The organism is Microcystis aeruginosa FD4 (assembly GCF_009792235.1).
Lineage (GTDB): Bacteria > Cyanobacteriota > Cyanobacteriia > Cyanobacteriales > Microcystaceae > Microcystis > Microcystis viridis.
In genome coordinates this window covers 4,375,539-4,395,899 of record NZ_CP046973.1, presented here as the reverse complement: position 1 = coordinate 4,395,899, position 20,361 = coordinate 4,375,539, and the positions used below count along the sequence as shown (strand labels likewise).

Sequence of the window (20,361 nt, the reverse complement as noted above, 5' to 3'; positions counted from 1 at the left end):
GGGTTTCAGACCCAAAATTTTCGATGAGAATGTTTCTATTCTGCACTCTGGCTTCTCCTAATTTCTTGAGTATTTATGCTTATGGCAAAAGCGGGATGCTCCCTTCTAAAACTTTCAGGATGGCCTGGCCCATAGCTTGGCATCCCACTAGGGTCATACCTTCCGAGAAAATATCTCCAGTCCGATAACCGAGAGCTAAGACTTTTTCTATGGCTTTTTCCAGCGATGCTGCCGCTAAAGGCTGATTTAGCCCATATTTTAACATCATAGCAGCACTGAGAATCTGGGCGATCGGATTGGCTTTATCTTGGCCGGCGATATCCGGGGCCGAACCGTGGACGGGTTCAAAAACTCCCACCCCAGCAGTCCCCAAACTAGCGGAGGGTAACATTCCGATACTACCGGTTAACATGGCCGCTTCATCGGAGAGAATATCACCGAATAAATTGCCCGTGACGATAGTATCAAATTGTTTGGGGGCCCGGACTAACTGCATGGCTGCGTTATCGACGTAGAGATGGGAAAGTTCCACATCGGGATAATTAGCGGCCATTTTCGTCACCCGGTCGCGCCAGAGTTGGGAAACATCAAGAACATTAGCTTTATCGACGGAACAGAGTTTATTGCTGCGTTTTTGGGCAATTTCAAAGGCCACCTTAGCGATGCGGTCCACCTCCGACTCCAAGTAAACCATGGTATTTACACCGCATTTTTCTCCCGTTTCCGTCTCAAAAATCCCCTTCGGTTGACCGAAGTAGACACCCCCAGTCAATTCCCGGACGACCATGATATCCACTCCCTCGATAATCTCCCGTTTGAGACTAGAAGCGTCGATTAATTGCGGAAAAATGGTGGCAGGACGTAAATTAGCAAAAAGACCTAAGCCAGATCTTAAGCCTAATAATCCCGTTTCTGGCCTTTGCTGCCGGGGCAAATTATCCCATTGATAACCCCCGATAGCGGCCAAGAGAACAGCATCACTATTTTTACAGGCGCTCAGGGTTGCTGCGGGGAGGGGGTTGCCGGTTTCATCAATGGCTGCCCCTCCAATTAAAGCGGTTTGGAAGTCAAACTGGAGGTCAAATTTTTTACCGATGACTTTCAGTATCTCTACGGTGACAGCGAGGATTTCCGGCCCGATACCATCGCCGGGTAGTAGGGTAATGCGATACTGTTGGGTCATAGTGCTAGAACGGTAAAATAGGTCAGGCTTTTGATTGTAACATAGTTAGGTGGGCTTTTTTGTCCTGAAAACCTCAATCTTGGCCAGAAAAACTGGAAAACTGCTGGCGAATTAGCTAGGGAAATTCTCGATCTTCCGGTATTAATTAAACTGGCAGTTAGTCCCCGATAACTAAACTAATTCTACATGGGAATCATCCCCGATCATAAAGCGTAAAGCTTTTGGACGTTGGGGAGCAATTTCTAATTTTGCCCGTCGTCCGATAACACTATCAACTATGCGCTGATGAATGCCAATAATCGTGGCATCTTTGAGAATTACACTGTGTTCTATGTCGGCATCAATTAATTTTACTCCATTAGCCACACTACTATAGGGACCGATAAAACAATTCTCAATGTGACAATTTTCTCCAATAATGACAGGACCGCGAATGGTACTATTAATAATTTTACTACCCTGACCAATTTGTACCCGTCCGATCACCTGACTATTAGGATCAATTTCTCCCTGTAAAGCGATTTCTAGACAGGTATCGAGGATAATCCGATTTGCTTCTAATAAATCATCTTTTTTACCCGTATCTAACCACCAACCCAGTAGTTTATTCGCTTCTACTGCTTTATTTTGATTGATTAATTCTTGGATAGCGTCGGTAATTTCTAACTCACCCCGGCCCGAAGGTTGAATAGATGCGATCGCTTGATGAATGGTGGGAGCAAAAAAATAAATCCCCACCAAAGCTAAATTTGAGGGGGGTTCTTTGGGTTTTTCGACTAAGTATAAAACTTTGCCGGTTTCATTTACTTTTGCCACCCCAAAAGCACTAGGATTAGACACTTTTCGCAGGAGAATTAAAGCGTCAAGAGACTGTTGGTGAAAAGACTCTAAAAAGGGCGATAAATCATCCTCGATTAGGTTATCACCCAAGTACATAATAAAGGGGGAATCTCCTAGGAAAGATTGGGCAGTTTTGACCGCGTGAGCTAATCCAGCCGGTTGATCTTGGCGAATATAAGTTATCTTAGCGCCAAACTGTTCACCACTGCCCGTGGTCTGACGAATTTCTTCCCCGGTTTCGGGACTGATAATAATGCCAATATCGGTAATTCCTGCGGCCACAATTGATTCGATTCCATACCATAAAATCGGTTTATTGGCCACGGGAACTAACTGTTTTGCCCCAGTATAAGTTAGGGGACGTAACCTCGTACCTTTACCACCGGATAAAATTAGTGCTTTCATAGTTTTAAAGATTAAATAGTTGGTTGAGCATCGCTTTGAGGGAATCTCGCCAATAGGGAGGAATATAACCTAATTGTTGCGAGATTTTTTGACCAGAAAGAACCGAGTAGGCCGGACGCACTGCTGGGGTAGGATATTCAGCAGTAGTAATGGGAATTACTCTCTGAATTTTTAAGGGAATACCGCTTATTTTTGCCTCCTCAAAAATCGCTTTAGTTAAATCAAACCAACTGGCGACACCGCTATTAGTAAAATTATAGATTCCTGCGGGATTATCGACATTAATTAGAAGGTGAGTAATGGCCGTGGCGATATCTTTTGCCCAAGTGGGACTTCCCACCTGATCAACAACTACTTTTAACTCCTCTCTTTCCTTGCCTAATCTCAGCATAGTTTTGACAAAATTACTTTTGCCATAACTGCCGTAAACCCAAGCAGTACGCAGGATAATTGCCTGAGAATTAACAGTTTTAATCTCCTCTTCTCCCCTTAACTTTGATTGTCCATAAACCCCTAAAGGATTAGTTAGATCGGTTTCTAGATAGGGGGTATTTTTCCGACCATCAAAGACATAATCGGTGGAAATATGGAGAAATTTAGCTTGAATTTTCTCGGCAGATTCCGCCATAATTTTTGGGGCTATAGCATTGATAGAATAGGCTAAATCTGGCTCGATTTCGGCTTTATCTACTGCCGTATAAGCGGCGGCATTAACCAGATAATCGGGGTGAATTTCCCTAATTAACTGGCGGATTTTTTCCGAGTTAGTTAAATCTAGTTCTTCTCGACCGATACTAATAACTTCACCCCAAGGAGGTAAAGTTACCTGTAACTCTTGTCCTACTTGACCTTTAGCACCAATTAGTAAAACTTTTTTCATTGTCTTTAGGGGAAAAGTTCCACGGATTTAAAGGGTTGTCCAGCTTGGTCTTTAGGAGAGAGAATCGGGGGGGTATCTAGAGGCCAATCAATCCCTAAATCTGCATCATTCCATAAAATGGTTTTTTCGTATTGAGGATAATAATAATTAGTGGTTTTGTAGAGAAATTCGGCTCGTTCAGAGAGAACTAGAAAGCCATGGGCAAAACCTTCGGGAACCCAGAAAATCCGTTTATTTTCCGCACTTAAAACACAGCCTACCCATTGCCCAAAAGTGGGGGAACTTTGACGCGCATCCACGGCCACATCAAAAACACTACCGCTCACCACTCGCACCAATTTACCCTGGGGATTGGGAATTTGATAGTGCAATCCTCGCAGGACATTTTTTAAGGACATAGAGTGATTATCCTGGACAAAAGTGGTATTGACTCCAGTTTTTTCTCGAAAATCTCTCTGATTAAAACTCTCCAAGAAAAAACCTCGATCGTCTCCGTAAACTTGCGGTTCAATGATTAAAACATCAGGAATTTCCGTCGGAATAACTTTCATAAAATCGGAGACAAGATAACTTTTGCGGGTAGTCTAGCACAAAAGGGTATTTTTTTCTAAAGTTTTTTATTAATCTTTCCCCAGTAACTGAATAATGATAAGATGAGCCTAACTTAGTCAGAGCATAAACGACGTGGTACAAGTCTCTACACACACCGCTACTCAATCTATCCCCATCGAGGGAGAAGCCTTAAAAAACTGGTTACAGACTAGGGCTAATCAGATTATCGCTGGCGATCGACTCAGTAAGCAAGAGGCCCTAGCTTTAACTGCGATCGAAGGTCAGGAAAATATTTTCAGCTTATGTGAGGCTGCCGATCGCATTCGTCAGGCCTGTTGTGGTAATACGGTGGATTTATGTAGCATTATCAACATAAAATCGGGAAGTTGTTCGGAAAATTGTAGTTTTTGTTCCCAATCCGTCCACCATCCTGGTCAAGATTCGCCTATCTACGGTTTAAAAAGTCGCGAGGAAATCGTCAGCCATGCGAAAGCGGCGGCCGACGCGGGGGCCAAACGCTTCTGTTTAGTTAGTCAAGGCCGGGGATTAAAGTACAATAGCCCTAAATCGCAGGAATTCGAGGAAATACTGGCCACAGTTCAAGAAATCATCGAAACAGCCAAGATTAAACCCTGCTGCGCCCTAGGAGAGTTAACCCTTGCCCAAGCGCAAGCCTTAAAAGAAGCTGGAGTTACCCGTTATAATCACAATCTGGAAGCTTCCGAGAATTTTTATCCTAACGTCGTCTCCACCCACAGTTGGCAGGATCGGGTAGAAACGGTAAAAAACCTGAAAGCGGCGGGAATTCAGGCTTGTACAGGCGGAATTATCGGTATGGGGGAAAGTTGGACCGATCGCATCGATTTAGCTTTTTCCCTAGCGGAATTAGAAGTGGAATCAGTGCCGATTAACCTATTAAACCCCAGAAGTGGCACCCCTTTAGGTCATTTACCCAAACTAGACCCTTTTACTGCCCTAAAAGCGATCGCTATTTTCCGGTTTATTTTACCCCAACAAATCCTCCGTTATGCCGGGGGACGAGAGGCAGTGATGGGAGAATTGCAAAATCTGGGGCTAAAATCGGGAATTAATGCTATGCTGATTGGGCATTATTTGACCACTCTAGGACAACCCCCCCAACAGGATCAGGCGATGTTGGCTGATCTTAGTTTAATAGGAGGAGAAGCCCCCATCCCCGGTGAATACCAACCCCAACAGGCAACCTAAATCACGTCGAGGACGAGAATCTCCCCCGCGGCGCGTTTCCGCATCGGTTCCCAATGAGTTAATCTGGGCTTTGATTGGTTTGTTGCTGACAATTTTTAGTACATTTGTTCCAGTAAGCCTAGCTAGTTGGTCGGCTACGGGTCTATCTTCGCAAAAATTAGGCATAACTTACCAAATTGGGGCAGTATTGTTAACGGGCTGTCTGGGGGGCAAAAATGCCGGGCTTCTCGCCCAGGTGGCCTATATTTTTCTCGGTTTAACTTGGTTGCCCGTGTTTGCCCAGGGTGGGGGAATGGGTTATCTGAAAGAACCCAGTTTTGGCTATATTTTAGGCTTTATGCCGGGGGCATGGCTGTGTGGTTGGTTGGCTTTTCGCTGGCGCGCCAAGATAGAAACCCTGGCTCTAAGTGCTTTTGCCGGTTTGTTAGTGATTCATCTGTGCGGTTTATTATATATGCTGGGATTGTCGATTTTTCAGCCCCAAGCCAGTCAAATCACCTTTCCCGATAGTTTGCCCACCCTATTTATGAATTATTCAGTCTGGCCATTTTTAGGGCAGTTAGTAGTAATTTGTGTGGTGGTAATTATTGCCTTTTTCTTCCGTAAATTATTATTTTATTGATGCCACAGCCAATGTTAAAAAAGAATCGCTGGTTTTGGATAGTGGCGGTGATTGGTCTAATTTTAGACCAAGTAACTAAGTATATAACCGTGCAGAGTTTTGAGCAAATTAGTGATACTTTCCCGATTATTCCGGGGATTTTTCATTTTACCTATGTGATTAATACTGGGGCGGCTTTTAGTGTTTTTCGGGGCGGTGTTGGTTGGCTAAAATGGCTATCTTTATTGGTTAGTTTGGGATTAATGGCTTTTGCTTACTTTGGACCCCATTTAAGTCGTTGGGAACAATTGGCCTACGGTTTTATTTTAGCAGGGGCTTTCGGTAATGGTATCGATCGCTTTTTGTTTGGTTATGTGGTGGATTTTCTCGATTTTCGATTGATTAATTTTCCTGTTTTTAATCTGGCTGATGTCTTTATCAATATCGGGATTATTTGCCTATTAATTTCGACTTTTCCCCACAAGTCAAGCGTCCTGTAGGGGCGAAGCATTCGGGCGATAACCTATCGCTGAAACCGTAGATTTTCTATCCGAATGCTTCGCCCTTACTTTTTCTGTTCAAAAAAAATTGGTGATTTAGTATTATATCCCTAGAGTCCTGATCATTTAAAATAGATAATCAGTCTCTAATAACTGGATTTAGTATTACATATTTCTGCGCTTGTTCAAGCAAATAATAAACGTCCTTTAGGTTCAGGAATTTCTCGCCCTAATTCTTGTGCTGTTTCAATCCATTGTTGAATAATGATTTCAGCATTTTGCACAGCTTCTTGATAAGTTTCTCCATCAGCCATACATCCTGCAAGTTCTGGAACTTCAACGATAAATAGTTGATCCTCATTACTCCAGTAAATAATCAGTTCATAACGAATTTTCATCTTGATCTCCTAACTTATATTTTAAAATCAGACTACGAATTTGCTTAACTTGATAGACTTTTGCTTTTCCTTGTTTGGGTTGCAGATTTAAAATTTCTTCAACTCCTTCTTTGGTAAAAATATGATGAATTCCTCCTATTCGTTGATCAAATCCTAATTTCCTCAGTAGTTGACAAAGTTGCTCGAAGGGAATGTTAGCATCAGAATTACATAAAAGAATTTTAATCAATAATTTATCTTGTTTACTCATACATCCGATAAATATAAGTAGGGAGGCACAATTATTTGTAGGATGGGTTAGCGCACTTCGTAACATGAGCCGGCGTTGGGTTTCATGCTTCAACCGTTCGGCAAAAGCTCACGGCCGAAGCCCAACCTTGTATATTGAGAGAAGTGGTAGACCGTCCCAACCTTGGTCGGAAAAGACCGCTTCGTAGCAAGGGTCACCACCATAATCTCCCTGACAAAACTCGAACAGTCGCCGGGGTCGTCGCGAAAACAATCAATTGTCAAGCTAACAGACCGTATCGGGCAAGGATGAGTAAAATCAAGGGGATGCTCTCCAAAATAACCATCAATTCTGCTTGCTTTAGTTAGGTTCAATCAGGGAAAATATCTCTCAATGGGTAGGCATTGACATTAGCAAAGCGACCCTAGATGTTTACCTCCGTCCCCTCGGTAAAGCGATGAAAGTTGCTAACACAGAGGAGGACATATCTAAACTGGTCGAGACCCTAAAATCTTACACGATCAACCTCATCGTTCTGGAAGCGACAGGAGGTTGAGAAACTGAACTGGTGATTCAATTACAAGCAGCGGTTTTACCGGGGGCTTTAATCAATCCCCGTCAAGGAAGAGACTTTGCCAAAGCTACTGGTAAGTTAGCCAAAACCGATGCCATTGACGCTCAAATTTTAGCTCATTTTGGCGAGGCAATGCAACCGCAAATATTAGCGGTTGAGTCGGAAGAATCTCGTCAATTGGGCGACTTAATTAGTCGTCGCCGGCAACTTGTCGAGATGCGGACTGCCGAAAAAAACCGACGGGAACGCGCTCGCGGTAAAGCTTTGGCCGATATCGAAGCCCATTTAGAGTATCTCGATAACTGCCGCCTAAAAACTCAATCAAGAAATTGAGAAATTGACCCAAGCTAACCAACAATGGCCCGAGAAAGTCAATTTACTAAAAACCGTGCCGGGGATTGGTCAAGTAATTTCCACTACTCTCGTCTCCGACTTACCAGAACTCGGTCAATTAACCGCCAAACAAATCTCTCGCTTAGTCGGTGTTGCGCCGATTAATCCTGATAGTGGTCAACATAAAGGTAAGCGGATGATTCAGGGAGGTCGCGCTCAGATTCGGGCGACTCTTTACATGGGAGCGGTGGTGGCTATGGGTCATAATCTGGTAATTAAAGCCTTTTACGAACGCCTAGTCGAACGAAGTAAATCAAAAAAACTGGCTCTGACTGCTTGTGTGGGGAAAATCTTAGTTATTCTTAATGCAATGGTTCGCCAAAATCAGCCTTGGCAGCTTGCTGACAATTTACCACCTTGTTCCTAGAGATTCACACTTTTTGTTATCTCTGATCAAGGGTTGCGCTTGCTTTGGTTTAACCTGAGCGACTTAGTTTTTGCTGCGCTTTTTTCTGGCTTGAGATTTTGAGTTTTACGGCAACTGTTTGAGTTTTTTTGAATGGCTCTTCGGTAATTGTTATGCAAATAATTAACTTAAAATAAAATTCGATAAGAGTACCTACGCTCAAAAATAGCTCAAACCCAAACAGGGAAAGATTTTAGGCACAAACAGGTTAATACCAAAAGATAGACAATTGAGTTAAGATTTGATATAATAGCCAAAAACGAGATTATTTTACTTATGATGCTTGACAAATTTTTGAACCTAAAAGGAACGTCTATTCAAGGCTATCTACACCTAGAAAATATCGGTATAGTTTGCCGAATCGAATCGAAAAATCAAAAAGCCACCTGTCCTCATTGTGGGTTAGAGAGCGATAAACTACACCAAAATCATCGACATTTAGTCAAAGATTTACCAATCTCAGGACAACCAGTGTACCTACAAGTTAATCGTCGTCAATTTAAGTGCAATAATTGTCGAAAACCCTTTAGTGAAGAGTTAGATTTTGTCGCCAAGAAACGAACCTATACGAAAAGACTAGCCGAGAATATACTCGAACAATTAAAAGAAGGAGATATTTTAAATGTTAGCCGAAGAAATGACGTAACGGAAGAAGAGATTCAAAGAATGATAGAGGACATAGCTGAAGAAATTACAGAGACAGACCTATCGAAATTAAAAAGACTAGGAATTGACGAAATCGCTCTAGTCAAAGGACAAAAAAATTATTGTGCGGTTTTAGTAAATTTAGATACGGGAAAACTAATAGCTATTCTAGAGAAGCGAACACAAGAAGAATTGAGGGAAACGCTTACGGGATGGGGAAAAGAGGTGTTAGAGCAAATTGAAGAAGTCAGCATAGACCTTTGGTTGCCCTATAAAAATTTGGTGAAAGAATTGATGCCATCGGCCGAGGTAGTCGCCGATAGATTCCATGTCATGAAACAAATTAATCAAGAGTTAGATGAACAGAGAAGAGCAGAAAAAAGAGCCGTAGAAGCGCAGAAAAATAAAAAACAGAAAGCGGAAAAAGAAGCAAAACTAGAAGTTTTAAAGCGAAGTAAATATAGTCGGTTAAAAAATGAAGAAAATTTAACGGAACCCCAAAAACTCAAACTAGAAGCTATCAAAGAAAATTTGCCAAATTTGAAAAAGATGCACGAGTTAAAGGAAGAATTTAGAAAGATTTATGAAACCTCAGAGAATCCGACAGAGGGAATGCTATCCATCTCAGAATGGTTGGCAAAATCCTCCAGTGTTTTTACCAAGAGTTGTCAAACAATCCGAAACTGGTTTGGAGAAATCATTAGTTATTTCGAGCAAAGGACAACGAATGGGGTGGTCGAGGGAATCAACAATAAACTTAAACTAATAAAACGGAGAGCCTATGGCTTTAGAAACTTTCGGAATTTTTGGGTTAGAAGTATGTTGTCTTGGCATCTTGTCTGTTGATTTAGCATAAAGGGTAACGAAGAGCCTTTTGAATTACCCCTTGACAATCAAAACAGTCGCTACACTATACTCGTTGTCAAACAGCCAAGTTATGGTTCACAATTGTGCCATTTTATGGGTAAATTCACAAAGTGTCACAACCGCTAGTGAAACTTGATCAATCTTTTTCTAACATCAAAGAAAGAGAAATAAAGAAGAGGTGACTAAGATGTTTTTAAGCTATCTAGGATTTATCGGATTTTGTATAATTTTTGGAGCCTTAGTATTACTAGCTTTTGTGGTTTTACGATGGTGGCAAATCCCGTCAGGAAATTTAATCGATTGGTTGATTGGGATCGCCAGTTTTTGGTGGTTGTTAGTGATTGTGACTGTTCCTTGGAACATTTATTTTGATGCCGAGGAAGTCATCGCAGAAGCAGCAATTTCTCAAGAAAAAAATATTCCCGTAGATCAGAAACAAGTTAATTATGTTAAGACAGTAGCGCGTTGGTCAATTCGGCTCGCAATCGCCTTACATTTGCTGTCAGGAATTGGACTTTATACCTTAGCATCAACGGGAATTAGTGCAGTAGGATATGTGAGTTCTGGCGCAACTTTATTATTGACAGCTTTACGTCCGGCAATTCGGGCTTATCAATATTTAGCCGTGCGTTTGTCAATGATTCGACAACAGATTAAGTATCCCAGAGAGGATGTAGTAGAGTTGCGCAATCGCGTCTCTAATTTAGATGCTAATGTGGCAATAATCATGGAAAAACTCGATACAGAAAATCCCAACTCTTGGGCAGCTATACAGCAACAAGAAGTCAAAATAACTCGCCAAGAATTAGCCCGTCTGAAAGCCTTACTAGAACAATTACAGGCTAAAAATCAGGTTGAACATGAAGCCTTATCTCAGGAAGCACAAAATGCGATCGCACAACTGACAGAAGACAGTCAATTTCTCAATCATGTACGAGAGATTATTCGTTTTTTCAAGACAGCTTAGATGAGATTAATTTCTTAAGAAATGTAACCTTACTTTTGTCCGACTACTTATGTCCTTTCAAGAGAATCGAATCATCCCAATAGAAATCGTCAATCCCAACTCGCCAGCCGAACTTTTACTAGCTCTCAATCAATGGCTAGAATTAGAGTTGATTGCCGACAAAAGACTAGAATTAGCAATAAATGCGAGAGAAAATTCAGTTCAAGAAACCCTCGCTCTGACAATAACCACCAGCATCCCTATATCTAACTTTTTAGAAGGTTTGGCGCAATGGCAGCAGCGAGGCTGGCTGACTGCTTCTCAAATCCGGGTTGTTATAAGAGTGAGAGCTTCCCATCCCTCTCTACTACAAGGTTTAGAACAATGGCTCCAATTAGGATTAGTTGAGGAATCTCAAGTCAAGCAACTGTGTCGGGAAAACCTCTCCTGTGTCATGCCTATACTGACAACTGCCCCTACCAGAGAGCCGCTGCCAGACCCCATCTCCTCCCAGCAGACTCCCCCACCCGCGCTACCTTCTCGACGGCCAGAAGCTCCCCGTAGAATCCCGCCACAGCCGCCAACATCTCCTCGAAGGCAGGAAACTCCCAGCCAGTTTGGACAAATGTTACAGTCTCTGATGGCAGAATTGAGCGTCCTCTGGCTGCTGCTGTTGGGGGTCTTCATGGTGGTCATCTCCTCTGGTGTCCTCGCCGCCAACTTTTGGGAAAAATTCTCAACCGCCGGACAGTATGGGGTTTTGTGGCTTTATACTTTAGCTTTTTGGGGAGCCAGTTTTTGGAGTAGCCAACAGTCAGGCCTGCGCCTGACCAGTCAAGCTTTGCGCCTCGTTACCCTGTTGCTAGTGCCGATGAATTTTCTGGCCATGGATAGCTTGGGCTTGTGGCGCAACCCTCTAGACTGGTTGATTGTGGTAGTGGCTGCCCTTTCCCTTACCGCCGTAACAGTTCAACTATTCCGGGGGAGGTACGAGGGAACTGGCCCAGCAGGATTTTCTCAAAGTCTGCCGAATCACTTGGGATTGAGCTATCTGCATTGGGGATGGGCAATTGGGGGTTTTCCCTTGCTGGCAACTTACTTGGGCGTGGTGGGAACAACTTTGATCTCCCTTTCCCGTGTTCCTGAAGCGGCTAGACAAGAAGGAGCATCAAGGAGAGCAAGATTAGCCCCTTTTAGCTTAAATGAGGCAATTGTCGTCTATGAGCTAGTTATCCTGTTGGTGCGGGCAATTTTTATCGCTCAGGTGGAGATTAGCCAATTGGGGCTGGCTGTGGGGATTTGCGGCTGGTTAGCCAGTTGGCAGACCAGACAATCTGTTTCCTTGTGGCAGCGTATCGGCGGTAGCTTGCTGCTGCTAGGTTGGTTACTGTCGGTGGGTGAAACACCCTGGCAAGCCCTAGCAGTGAGTGGTTTATCACTCCTGTTTTTTGCCCGACGCATCGGTTACTCCTGGCGGAAGTTCGACTTGGCAGCAGCCTTGCTGATTGGGTTACAGGGGTTGTGGCTGGCTTGGCGCTTGCTTCCAGATACTTTCAGGCAAGGGGCAATCGCCTTGGGGACTGGTTTAACTGGCGCTGAAGCTACCCCTTGGGCGTTACTAAGCTTAGTTCTCTTTCCTTACCTAGTCTTAATCCTCTTCCTGAGAGATTGGTTCTCCCAATTGGGCAAGCGGGAATTAGCCTCTTTTACCGGCTCGATAGCCTTGTTCTGGGGAACAACCTTGACCTTTTGCTCCTTAGTCAATCCTGCCTTGAGGACGCTCAACTTGGCAGCTTCAACCCTGGCGTTAGTAATTTTCAGCCAACGGCAAGTCAAACTAGCTTCCCTTCAAGAGATTTCCCGCCGTTTTCTCTCCCTTGCCTATCTCACTCACCTAGCTGGCTTGCTCACCCTAATTTTGGCGATTGACTGGGGATGGCCAAGGCTGAGTTGGGCAGTTTGGGGCGTGATTTTAATCATGCTGGCGGTGCTGGAATTGGCATTCAGCGTGAAACAGCCCTTTCCTCCTACTTCCTTGCTCCATCTCCTACACCACACAACTTGGCAGCTGGGACTAATCTTGGCTGGGCTATCCTATGGCTTGTTTGTCCTCAATCAGGGGGCAGTTTTCGCCCAGTTGACCTCTGTGTTGGAGCGCCCGCTTATGGGGCTAGAGTGGGGCTTAGTCTGGGGTTTGGCTCCCCTTGCCCTGACTGGGGTGGGAACTTGGAATCTGGCTCGGCGGGAAGTTGCCAGTTGGTTGAGTATAGAAGCTTTAGCCCTGTGGCAGTTGCTTACCTTAACAGCCCTCCTCTCCCAAGGGTTGGAACCAGGAATTGCCTCAATTGGCTTAGGGATGGCTACAGGATTGATGTTCGTCAATAGCCGTAACTTAGAGCAGGTAGCAGCAGCAGCGATTACAGTGGGTTTTGGTTTGAGTTGGCTGGCACTGTGCCTGTGGGATGGCAGTTTTGGTTGGGCATTGCGGCAAGAAGCAAGCTGGCTGTTGGCAGGGGTAATTACTGCGACAAGCTTGTGGATTCTCCGCCAATGCTTAAGGGCATTACCGAATAATTTGGCGAGAATTTATGCCCAGGTTAGCGATGGTTGGGCAACTTGCCTCTCGCTCCTGACTTTATTGAATCTTTCTGGCAATGTCTTTAATTCTCCAGACGGTAAAGAAGCGATCGCCACTTGGCTGCTGATGGGGGCGACAGCTTATCGCAGTTGGCAACCCTCGCGCCAACCTAACCTAGTCATTTGGTTGAGCATCTCAGTCCTGCTAGTTGCCCAAATTCCCACCTGGGTAGGGGAAGAAACTCGTCTCGTCACCTTGGCGATTGCCACTGGGTTGATGTTCTTTCAGACTCATCGCCTACAAAAAGTAGAGACGGCTACCATCACTGTAGGCTTGTCCTTGCATTTGATAGATGCCCTGCTAGAGAGATTGTCTCTCTCTGGATTAGATTGGCTGGGGGCGATCGCCCTTATCACCCTGTGGCTGTTGCACCATTGGCTGAGCCAGCGTACTTCTGCACTTGCTCTCCTCTATGCCCGCGCCTGCGATGGCTGGGCGATTCTCCTCTGTAGCCTGGAGTTAGTCGCCCTGACTCTCCATTCTCTAGCCGTTTACTGGGATCAGATACCTGCATCAAGCCTCTCTATCCTAGCCCCTGCCCTGACTTTAGGGGCGATCGCCTATCGAAGCTACCTCGAGCCGAGTAACTGGGGCATCTACGGGGTAGGCTGGAGCTTGGAACTGTTCACCATCGAAGTTCTCAACCTAACTAAGCAGTCTTTAATTGCCCTAGCGATCGCCAATATTCTCTTGGGATTGCTTACTCAATTGCTGGGAGACTGGTGGCACCGGTATTCTCAGAGGCAGGAAATGCTCAGTAGTTGGAATATCCTGCCCTTGCTCTATGGGGCATTAGGAGCCGCTCTGCGTTGGGGATTTTTCAGTAGTTGGACTGGCTTGAGTTCTTTGGGACTGGTACTGATTGCCATCGGAGTTGGGCGGCGCTCCTCGGACGGGAAGCCCTTGTTGTACCTGGGAATTGGCGGGATCTCCATCTCAGCCTACGAGCTATTGTTTTATCAAATTGCCGACCTGTCCCAAGGCGATCGATTTTTGGCAATGGCAGCCCTTGCCGCCAGCTTTGTCTACGGCTATCGGTTGCTCTCTCCCTGGTTGGCTGGCTACTTGCATCTGACGGGTTCAGAATTGAAGTGGGTTGCCCACCTGCACTGGGCTTTGGGCAGTTGCCTGTTACTAGGAGCTTTATTCTATCCCGTTGCAGTCAATCAACTGCTGGGATTGGCAGCCGGTATATTTTTGACTCGCTATGCCATCTGGCAAGGGCGCAACCATCCTGACCAAACTATCGCTGAAATATGGGTCTACCTGGGCATTCTAGAAGGGGCTGGGATTGGTGCTTATGCTGCCAGTACCATCCCTCCAATCGAATTTTTCTTTAACTACCTAGCTCCTTGGTGGGGAGTAATCGCCTCTGGGGTGGCTGTTTTCACCTATCTGCTCCCTTGGCGGCTTTGGGGCTGGCCGCCTCGTCCTTGGCAATTCCTCGCTCTTGTTCTTCCAGGACTCGCCCTTGGGGGCAGTTTAGACAAGCTCAATCCCCTAAGTTTGCTGGTGGTGGCTGGATTCTATGCTTGGCTGGCTTGGCTGCGGCAGCAACCCCGGTGGCGCTATCTTACCCTCTTGTTAGTGAATTGGGCGATCGCCCTTTGGCTGGCGGCTTTCTCTCTGGCAACTCCCTTCGCCTACAGAAGTCTTGTCGGACTGTCTCTCCTCTGTCTTGTCTGGATAGAACCTACCTGTCAGGGGAGGCAAGGCAAATCCTTGCGCCACCTGCTCCGCCTCTTGGGAACAGGCATTATTGCTAGTGCGGCTCTCTGGTTTCATCATCAGACGGGAATCCTGCCTGGCATCCTCAGTTTAGTGGCAATTTTTGCCGGATTAGCCTTACGAATTCGCGCCTTCCTCTATCTTGGCACTTTTACTTTTGTGGCTAATGCTTTCTATCAGTTGGTAATTTTGATTACCCTTTATCCCCTGCTTAAATGGATTATCGGATTGCTGGTGGGAGTTAGCTTGCTCTCAATTGCTGGCAATTTTGAAACTCGCCGTACTCAATTAACTAGCTTGCTGCAAAATTGGCTCAGAGACTTACAGGAGTGGGAGTAATGCTTGATCCTTTGATAATGTCCTCTATGTATGAAGTGGAGGGCATAAGTTCGCAATTTATCCCCTTTTTTGCGAAGATTTAGAGTTCACAGTCGGCGCAAACAATAGCTTGGAAACCCTGCTCTGATACGCCTAAAGCTTGAACTGATTTGAGCAGGTGTTCGGCTAAAGTAACCCCTGGTAAATCCCACGGTAAATCTTAGTCATTCTTAATGCAATGGTTCGCCAAAATCAGCCTTGGCAGCAACAGACAATTTACCACCTTGTCCCTAGAGATTCACACTCCTTGTTATCTCTGATCAAGGGTTACGCTTGCTTTGGTTTAGCCTGAGATGCTTAGTTTTTCCTGCGCTTTTTTCCGGCTTGAGATTTTGAGTTTTACGGCAACTGCTTGAGTTTTTTTGAATTACCCCTTGACCATCAAGACAGTCGCTACGTTCATCTTATGTTTAATTCCACTCACTGTTCAAAAATGGGGATTTAGTATTATATCCGTGGAGTACTGATAATTTAAATATTCTGGAAATCTATATAATTCCTGTTGAGTAACAATCATTTTGACCTCTGGAAAAAAAACTTAATTGAAGCTCATTTACCTAGATAACAATAAGCTATTATTCCTGTTTTTTATCGGTGCTGGGTGGATGCCAACCTCCCTGGATTCATAATCGACGAACTTTAACGATAAAACCTTCATTGTGATTGTCATCATTTAAGTCCAAACGTTCAATAGTTGCCCTAGCGATGGGAGTAAGTCCCACTATTTTTAAAGCATCTGGTGTCCAGATAAAATGTTCTTGCCAATGCTGTTGGCGCGGATTGAATATTTCTAGTTCTTGTTCTGTTTTCGGATCAATTGCCTTGATAAAATTGTAGCGATATCTGTTATATCTTTGGCAAGCTAAAGCTAAGTTTGCTAATTCATCTTTGCCTCCTAAAGATTTGGGCTGAATGTGATCTACTTCAAATAATGCGGCACTAATTTCTTCTGGAGAATGACAGTATTCACACAGATAGTTGGCTCTTGCTCGGACTTGTAATCGAGTTGTGATACTAATCATTTAGATTCAGCAACTATTCGCGCATTTAAGAGCGTGAAAATCTCGTTTAACTCTAAAATACCAGCTAATTCTGCGGTCTCTTGAGAATTAAGTTGGTAATTTTTTTCTAGTTCCCGTAGTTCCTCCAATCGACAATGCAATTCCTCGGTGAATTTAAAGAGATAATTTTCCCTTACTGGAGATAGCTTAATTCCTTTTTCAATCCAGGAAGAGGGCTTGACCATCAGTTGAGTTAACATCACTTTCTCCCTAACTTTAATCCCTAACCTAATCCTAACACGATTATTTATCCTCGATCGGGTGAGCATTGCCCACCCAAAAAACTATGCTTCTGTTTCAGAATTAGAGCGATCGAATTTACTAACTAACTCAGGATTTTCTGACCAAGCATCGATAATACTCATATTACCATTGAGAAAATTCTCTTTAATAGCGCGGCGTTGAATTTTGCCACTGGCAGTTTTAAGAATTGTCCCCGATTTGGCCAAAACAATGGCATGGGTCATAATTTCGTGTTCTTCGGCGATTTCTTGACGGATATCGGCAATTAATTTGGCCGTATCTAATGCCCCGCTGCGACGTTCTAATTCTTGGACAATCACTAACTGTTCTTCCCCGTTATCTTCAATGGAAAAAGCCGCACCATAATCGGGACGAAAAACCTCATTAAGATGCTGTACTGACCATTCTAAATCTTGGGGATAATGATTACTACCACGGACAATAATTAAATTTTTAATCTTTCCCGTGATATACAATTCCCCATCGAGAAGAAAACCTAAATCTCCTGTGCGTAAAAACGGTCCTTCTCCTGTATCCGCAAGATAAGCTTGAAAAGTTTCTTTGGTTGCGTCTTCCCGTTGCCAATATCCGGCGGCCATACTGGGGTCACTGGCCCAAATTTCGCCCACTTCATCGGCTGCACAAAGGGTAAAAGTATCGGGATTAACGATAGCTATACGGGTATCACAGACGCGACGACCACAACTGGGGACGTATCTAACTCCAGTGGTTCGATCGGAGCCTACAGGGACAATTTTACCGCGTTCGTAGGCGGTGGCATCCAAAGCGGTGATAATTGGGGTGGTTCCCTTGGGTTTATTAGAAATCAACAGGGTATATTCAGCTAATCCGTAAGCGGGGGCGAAAGTTGACCAAGAAAAGCCATAATCGGCAAAAGTATCGACAAATTTGGCCATTACCTTCGGGTTAATCGGTTCTGCGGCATTTCCTGCGGCCTGCCAACTGCTCAGGTCTAATTCCGCTAAATCGGCAGCTTTAATCCTGCGAGTACAAAGATCATAGGCGAAGTTGGGGGCTTGACTATGAGTAACTTTGTACTTAGTAATATTTTTTAACCACTGCATCGGACGCTTAATAAAAGCAAAGGGAGACATGAGATAGCAGGGTGTACCGTTGTAGAGGGGGACGGTGATACCCTCGACTAACCCGTAATCATGAAAATAGGGCATCCATGTTAGGGTAACGCTATCCGGTTCGTAACCACAAGCTTTTTGCAAGTAACCGCAATGGTGCATCAGATTAAAATGACTTAGCATCACCCCTTTGGGGATATTAGTCGAACCAGAGGTATATTGCAGATAGGCAAGCGCCGATTTATCCACCTGGGGAGCTTGCCATTGGTCTGCCAGGGAAATATCAATACTTTCGGTAGTAATCCATTTCATTTGGTCGAATTCTGGGAATTCTTCCTTAACACCTTCAATAAGAGTCAAAATACTTTCGGTAACTAGGGCAAAGGTGGCATTAGAATCCTTGACAATTGCCCGTAAACGGGGCAAAGTGCGCTTAAGTCGTCCCGATTCCGGTGGGGGGACGGGAATGGCAATCACTCCCGCATAAAGACAACCACAAAAAGCGGCCACTACTTCTAAACTTTGAGGATAGAGTAATAGGGCCTGTTCTCCTTGGGCCTGGTATTTTTGCAAATAGGCGGCGATTGCTCTTGCTTGGCGATCGAGTTCACTGTAGGTTAAAGGTGGGGTTTCTTTTCTACCATCGATAAGAAAAGTGTAGGCATGACCGTCCGGTTGTGTCGTGGCGCGGTAACGTAAGAGTTCTACTAGGGTTGCGGGTTGAATTAAGGTTTCAGTCATCGTTGTTATCGGGCTTATTGGCACTATTGTATAGAAGTTTTAACATATTTGCTCATGGCGCTAGGATAAAGTGCGGAAGGCGATCGGTCAAGGTATAGGATTAAGTTAGGGGCAAAAATCCCCCAGCACCATCTCTAAAGTAGTGGGAAAAAGCTACAATTAATCAATCCTAAAATATCGGGAAAAAGTCATGACAGCCCTAGACATTATCCCAGAAGTTACCTGTCCCCCCACAGATTTATGGAGTGATGAACCACCCAGAGCGCATTTAGGGAGTGATAAACAATCTCTTGAGCAAGAGATTAAGGATATAAAAAAACAGATTGCCTTATTAACTCATGATTAATTTAATTTTTGAAAATTTCTTTTAGGAGGTACATAAAAATGGCTGATGATAAAAATTCAGAAACTATGTTTTCCAAGGTCATCTCTGCGATTTTAATAGCTCTCATTGCAGGAGGAACGTCTCCATGGTGGTGGAATAAAATTTTTTGTCCAGACGGTGTTCTTTGCACTGAAGGTCATTTCAACTTAAAAGGAAAAACAGTTTGGATACATATTTCTGCTGAGTCTCAAAGAAATGAGGCAGAGTATTTGCTGAGAAAACTAAATGACAATGGAGCGCAAGTTATTGCTGTGACAAATCTTGTTAAAGAGGGAACAGTAGATTCTAATAATCACAATCCACAAAATCAAAGTTATGAAAAAGTTTTTTCAGAAGATGTAAAAATATTAGTTAAATTTTTTTATGATGAAGATAGAGATGCCGCTAAAGAAATCAAGACATTAATAGGTAGAAATAATATTATCCTAGATGACAATACACAAGCCAGTGCAAAAGATCCGCAAGGTATAATTGAGGTTTGGTATCCGTGGAGTCAACAATAAATCAAGTGAGTTTTTCTTGGAAATTTGAGATTACTGAAATTGGTGGTTACTACCGTAAAGGAGGTTACGATTATTTAACAAAAATAATTCCAATCATGGAGAAATGGAATCTATATGAATGGTTAAAATAATTTACTAATACAATCAGTTTTTTGTAAAAATTGGCTATCTTAATCATTTTTGATGTTCTATTTTAAGCCGCCACTTCTGGACATATTTATTATGGTATTAAAACTGGTTTTAATCAAGCTTTTGTGATTGATGGTGCAAAACGAGCAGAATTAATTGCTAAAGACCCTAAAAGTGCAGAGATTATTAAACCTTTAGCTGTGGGTGATGATGTGCGTAAATGGCATATTAGAAATAAAGATAAATACTTAATTGTTACCCCTATTGGAATTAACATTAAAAGATATCCTGCTTTGAACATTTAAACCAGTGGAAGTTTGAGCTAGAGAAACGCTATGATAAAGGTAAATTTTACTGGTAATTACGAGCTTGTGATTACTATGCAGAATTTGAAAACCCCAAGATTGTTTATCCTGATATTGCTAAAGAGTCTCGTTTTACATTAGATGAAAAAGGTCTTTATATTAATGATACAGTTTTTATTATTTCTATTAATTATTTATAGCAGTTCTTGCATCTGTGAGGTACAATTTTACCTTTGCTGATTAAGCTTTTCAGGATCAAGAATGTACGTTTTGTGAACAGGAAACGCTATATATTTGCAGCAGTATTAGGAGATGCACAGAAACATGGAAGAATAGGGCTAAAACGTCAATATATAGCCAAAATTCCCATCCCTCCCGCTTCTGAATCTGAAAAAGAACCCATCATTAAATTAGTACAAAAATGCTTAGATGCCAAAGGAGTTAACTGTGAAGAATGGGAAAAAGAGATAGATGAGAGAGTAGCGGCATTGTATCGACTGTAAGGGGTTA

Annotated in this window: 19 protein-coding genes and 1 pseudogene; 11 read left to right on the top strand and 9 right to left on the bottom strand. The window is 43.6% G+C overall.

Features of this window, described 5'->3' with window-relative positions; translation table 11 throughout:
- Positions 1-79: 79 nt before the first annotated feature.
- The 4 genes from leuB to rfbC form a co-directional block, all read right to left on the bottom strand.
- Entirely contained in the window at positions 80-1,183 is a 1,104-nt protein-coding gene (leuB, locus tag GQR42_RS21770) for a 3-isopropylmalate dehydrogenase (protein ID WP_158201589.1), read from the bottom strand.
- A 171-nt stretch (positions 1,184-1,354) separates the two neighbouring features.
- On the bottom strand, positions 1,355-2,428 hold the full coding sequence (locus GQR42_RS21765; protein WP_158201588.1) for a glucose-1-phosphate thymidylyltransferase: 1,074 nt from the start codon (positions 2,426-2,428) through the stop codon (positions 1,355-1,357).
- 4 nt (positions 2,429-2,432) lie between these two features.
- On the bottom strand, positions 2,433-3,308 hold the full coding sequence (rfbD, locus tag GQR42_RS21760) for a dTDP-4-dehydrorhamnose reductase (RefSeq protein WP_158201587.1): 876 nt from the start codon (positions 3,306-3,308) through the stop codon (positions 2,433-2,435).
- A 5-nt stretch (positions 3,309-3,313) separates the two neighbouring features.
- On the bottom strand, positions 3,314-3,859 hold the full coding sequence (gene rfbC / locus GQR42_RS21755; RefSeq protein WP_158201586.1) for a dTDP-4-dehydrorhamnose 3,5-epimerase: 546 nt from the start codon (positions 3,857-3,859) through the stop codon (positions 3,314-3,316).
- 133 nt (positions 3,860-3,992) lie between these two features.
- Here rfbC and bioB point away from each other — a divergent pair, with 133 nt between their 5' ends.
- The 3 genes from bioB to lspA are packed head-to-tail and all read left to right on the top strand — an operon-like array spanning position 3,993 to position 6,188.
- Complete coding sequence (gene bioB, locus GQR42_RS21750; protein ID WP_158201585.1) at positions 3,993-5,087, top strand: biotin synthase BioB; 1,095 nt, start codon at positions 3,993-3,995, stop codon at positions 5,085-5,087.
- Complete coding sequence (locus GQR42_RS21745) at positions 5,059-5,709, top strand: biotin transporter BioY (protein WP_158201584.1); 651 nt, start codon at positions 5,059-5,061, stop codon at positions 5,707-5,709. Before bioB ends, GQR42_RS21745 begins: the two co-directional genes overlap by 29 nt.
- An 11-nt stretch (positions 5,710-5,720) precedes the next feature.
- Positions 5,721-6,188: a signal peptidase II gene (gene lspA, locus GQR42_RS21740; protein ID WP_158202545.1), complete on the top strand. Its 468-nt coding sequence runs from the start codon at positions 5,721-5,723 to the stop codon at positions 6,186-6,188.
- Positions 6,189-6,373: 185 nt separating this feature from the next.
- Here lspA and GQR42_RS21735 read toward each other — a convergent pair whose 3' ends face one another.
- Together GQR42_RS21735 and GQR42_RS21730 are read right to left on the bottom strand one after the other, a co-directional pair.
- On the bottom strand, positions 6,374-6,586 hold the full coding sequence (locus GQR42_RS21735; protein ID WP_002776225.1) for a type II toxin-antitoxin system HicB family antitoxin: 213 nt from the start codon (positions 6,584-6,586) through the stop codon (positions 6,374-6,376).
- Complete coding sequence (locus GQR42_RS21730; RefSeq protein ID WP_158201583.1) at positions 6,570-6,836, bottom strand: type II toxin-antitoxin system HicA family toxin; 267 nt, start codon at positions 6,834-6,836, stop codon at positions 6,570-6,572. Before GQR42_RS21730 ends, GQR42_RS21735 begins: the two co-directional genes overlap by 17 nt.
- Before the next feature lie 352 nt (positions 6,837-7,188).
- Here GQR42_RS21730 and GQR42_RS27980 point away from each other — a divergent pair.
- From GQR42_RS27980 to GQR42_RS21715, 4 genes and pseudogenes are all read left to right on the top strand, one after another.
- Positions 7,189-8,149, top strand: a pseudogene (locus tag GQR42_RS27980) (IS110 family transposase).
- 315 nt (positions 8,150-8,464) lie between these two features.
- Positions 8,465-9,679 (top strand): ISL3 family transposase, encoded by a 1,215-nt coding sequence (locus tag GQR42_RS21725; RefSeq protein WP_158201582.1) that lies wholly within the window; start codon positions 8,465-8,467, stop codon positions 9,677-9,679.
- A 208-nt stretch (positions 9,680-9,887) separates the two neighbouring features.
- A complete protein-coding gene (locus GQR42_RS21720) occupies positions 9,888-10,667 on the top strand; it encodes a hypothetical protein (protein WP_158201581.1) in 780 nt (259 codons plus the stop codon).
- Positions 10,668-10,716: 49 nt separating this feature from the next.
- Positions 10,717-15,351: a hypothetical protein gene (locus GQR42_RS21715; RefSeq protein WP_158201580.1), complete on the top strand. Its 4,635-nt coding sequence runs from the start codon at positions 10,717-10,719 to the stop codon at positions 15,349-15,351.
- Positions 15,352-16,013: 662 nt separating this feature from the next.
- Here the strand turns inward: GQR42_RS21715 and GQR42_RS21710 are convergent.
- The 3 genes from GQR42_RS21710 to GQR42_RS21700 form a co-directional block, all read right to left on the bottom strand.
- Entirely contained in the window at positions 16,014-16,412 is a 399-nt protein-coding gene (locus GQR42_RS21710; protein WP_158201579.1) for an HNH endonuclease, read from the bottom strand.
- Positions 16,409-16,651, bottom strand: a complete 243-nt coding sequence (locus GQR42_RS21705; protein ID WP_158201578.1) for a hypothetical protein — start codon at positions 16,649-16,651, stop codon at positions 16,409-16,411. The genes GQR42_RS21710 and GQR42_RS21705 overlap by 4 nt, the downstream gene beginning before the upstream one ends.
- A gap of 84 nt (positions 16,652-16,735) precedes the next feature.
- Complete coding sequence (locus GQR42_RS21700) at positions 16,736-18,529, bottom strand: fatty acyl-AMP ligase (RefSeq protein WP_158201577.1); 1,794 nt, start codon at positions 18,527-18,529, stop codon at positions 16,736-16,738.
- A 190-nt stretch (positions 18,530-18,719) separates the two neighbouring features.
- Between GQR42_RS21700 and GQR42_RS21695 the strand changes: the two genes are divergently transcribed.
- The 4 genes from GQR42_RS21695 to GQR42_RS29060 all read left to right on the top strand — a co-directional run bounded on the left by GQR42_RS21695 (position 18,720) and on the right by GQR42_RS29060 (position 20,354).
- Positions 18,720-18,875, top strand: a complete 156-nt coding sequence (locus GQR42_RS21695) for a hypothetical protein (protein ID WP_158201576.1) — start codon at positions 18,720-18,722, stop codon at positions 18,873-18,875.
- Positions 18,876-18,913: 38 nt separating this feature from the next.
- Complete coding sequence (locus GQR42_RS21690) at positions 18,914-19,417, top strand: hypothetical protein (protein WP_158201575.1); 504 nt, start codon at positions 18,914-18,916, stop codon at positions 19,415-19,417.
- A 254-nt stretch (positions 19,418-19,671) separates the two neighbouring features.
- Complete coding sequence (locus GQR42_RS29070; protein WP_233271114.1) at positions 19,672-19,851, top strand: hypothetical protein; 180 nt, start codon at positions 19,672-19,674, stop codon at positions 19,849-19,851.
- A gap of 272 nt (positions 19,852-20,123) precedes the next feature.
- A complete protein-coding gene (locus GQR42_RS29060; protein WP_233271113.1) occupies positions 20,124-20,354 on the top strand; it encodes a hypothetical protein in 231 nt (76 codons plus the stop codon).
- Positions 20,355-20,361: the final 7 nt, after the last annotated feature.

Coding starts and splice junctions, on each gene's coding strand:
- leuB (WP_158201589.1), bottom strand. CDS start 1,183: ATGACCCAACAGTATCGCATTACCCTACTACCCGGCGATGGTATCGGG.
- GQR42_RS21765 (WP_158201588.1), bottom strand. CDS start 2,428: ATGAAAGCACTAATTTTATCCGGTGGTAAAGGTACGAGGTTACGTCCC.
- rfbD (WP_158201587.1), bottom strand. CDS start 3,308: ATGAAAAAAGTTTTACTAATTGGTGCTAAAGGTCAAGTAGGACAAGAG.
- rfbC (WP_158201586.1), bottom strand. CDS start 3,859: ATGAAAGTTATTCCGACGGAAATTCCTGATGTTTTAATCATTGAACCG.
- lspA (WP_158202545.1), top strand. CDS start 5,721: ATGTTAAAAAAGAATCGCTGGTTTTGGATAGTGGCGGTGATTGGTCTA.
- GQR42_RS21735 (WP_002776225.1), bottom strand. CDS start 6,586: ATGAAAATTCGTTATGAACTGATTATTTACTGGAGTAATGAGGATCAA.
- GQR42_RS21730 (WP_158201583.1), bottom strand. CDS start 6,836: ATGAGTAAACAAGATAAATTATTGATTAAAATTCTTTTATGTAATTCT.
- GQR42_RS21725 (WP_158201582.1), top strand. CDS start 8,465: ATGATGCTTGACAAATTTTTGAACCTAAAAGGAACGTCTATTCAAGGC.
- GQR42_RS21720 (WP_158201581.1), top strand. CDS start 9,888: ATGTTTTTAAGCTATCTAGGATTTATCGGATTTTGTATAATTTTTGGA.
- GQR42_RS21715 (WP_158201580.1), top strand. CDS start 10,717: ATGTCCTTTCAAGAGAATCGAATCATCCCAATAGAAATCGTCAATCCC.
- GQR42_RS21710 (WP_158201579.1), bottom strand. CDS start 16,412: ATGATTAGTATCACAACTCGATTACAAGTCCGAGCAAGAGCCAACTAT.
- GQR42_RS21705 (WP_158201578.1), bottom strand. CDS start 16,651: ATGTTAACTCAACTGATGGTCAAGCCCTCTTCCTGGATTGAAAAAGGA.
- GQR42_RS21700 (WP_158201577.1), bottom strand. CDS start 18,529: ATGACTGAAACCTTAATTCAACCCGCAACCCTAGTAGAACTCTTACGT.
- GQR42_RS21695 (WP_158201576.1), top strand. CDS start 18,720: ATGACAGCCCTAGACATTATCCCAGAAGTTACCTGTCCCCCCACAGAT.
- GQR42_RS21690 (WP_158201575.1), top strand. CDS start 18,914: ATGGCTGATGATAAAAATTCAGAAACTATGTTTTCCAAGGTCATCTCT.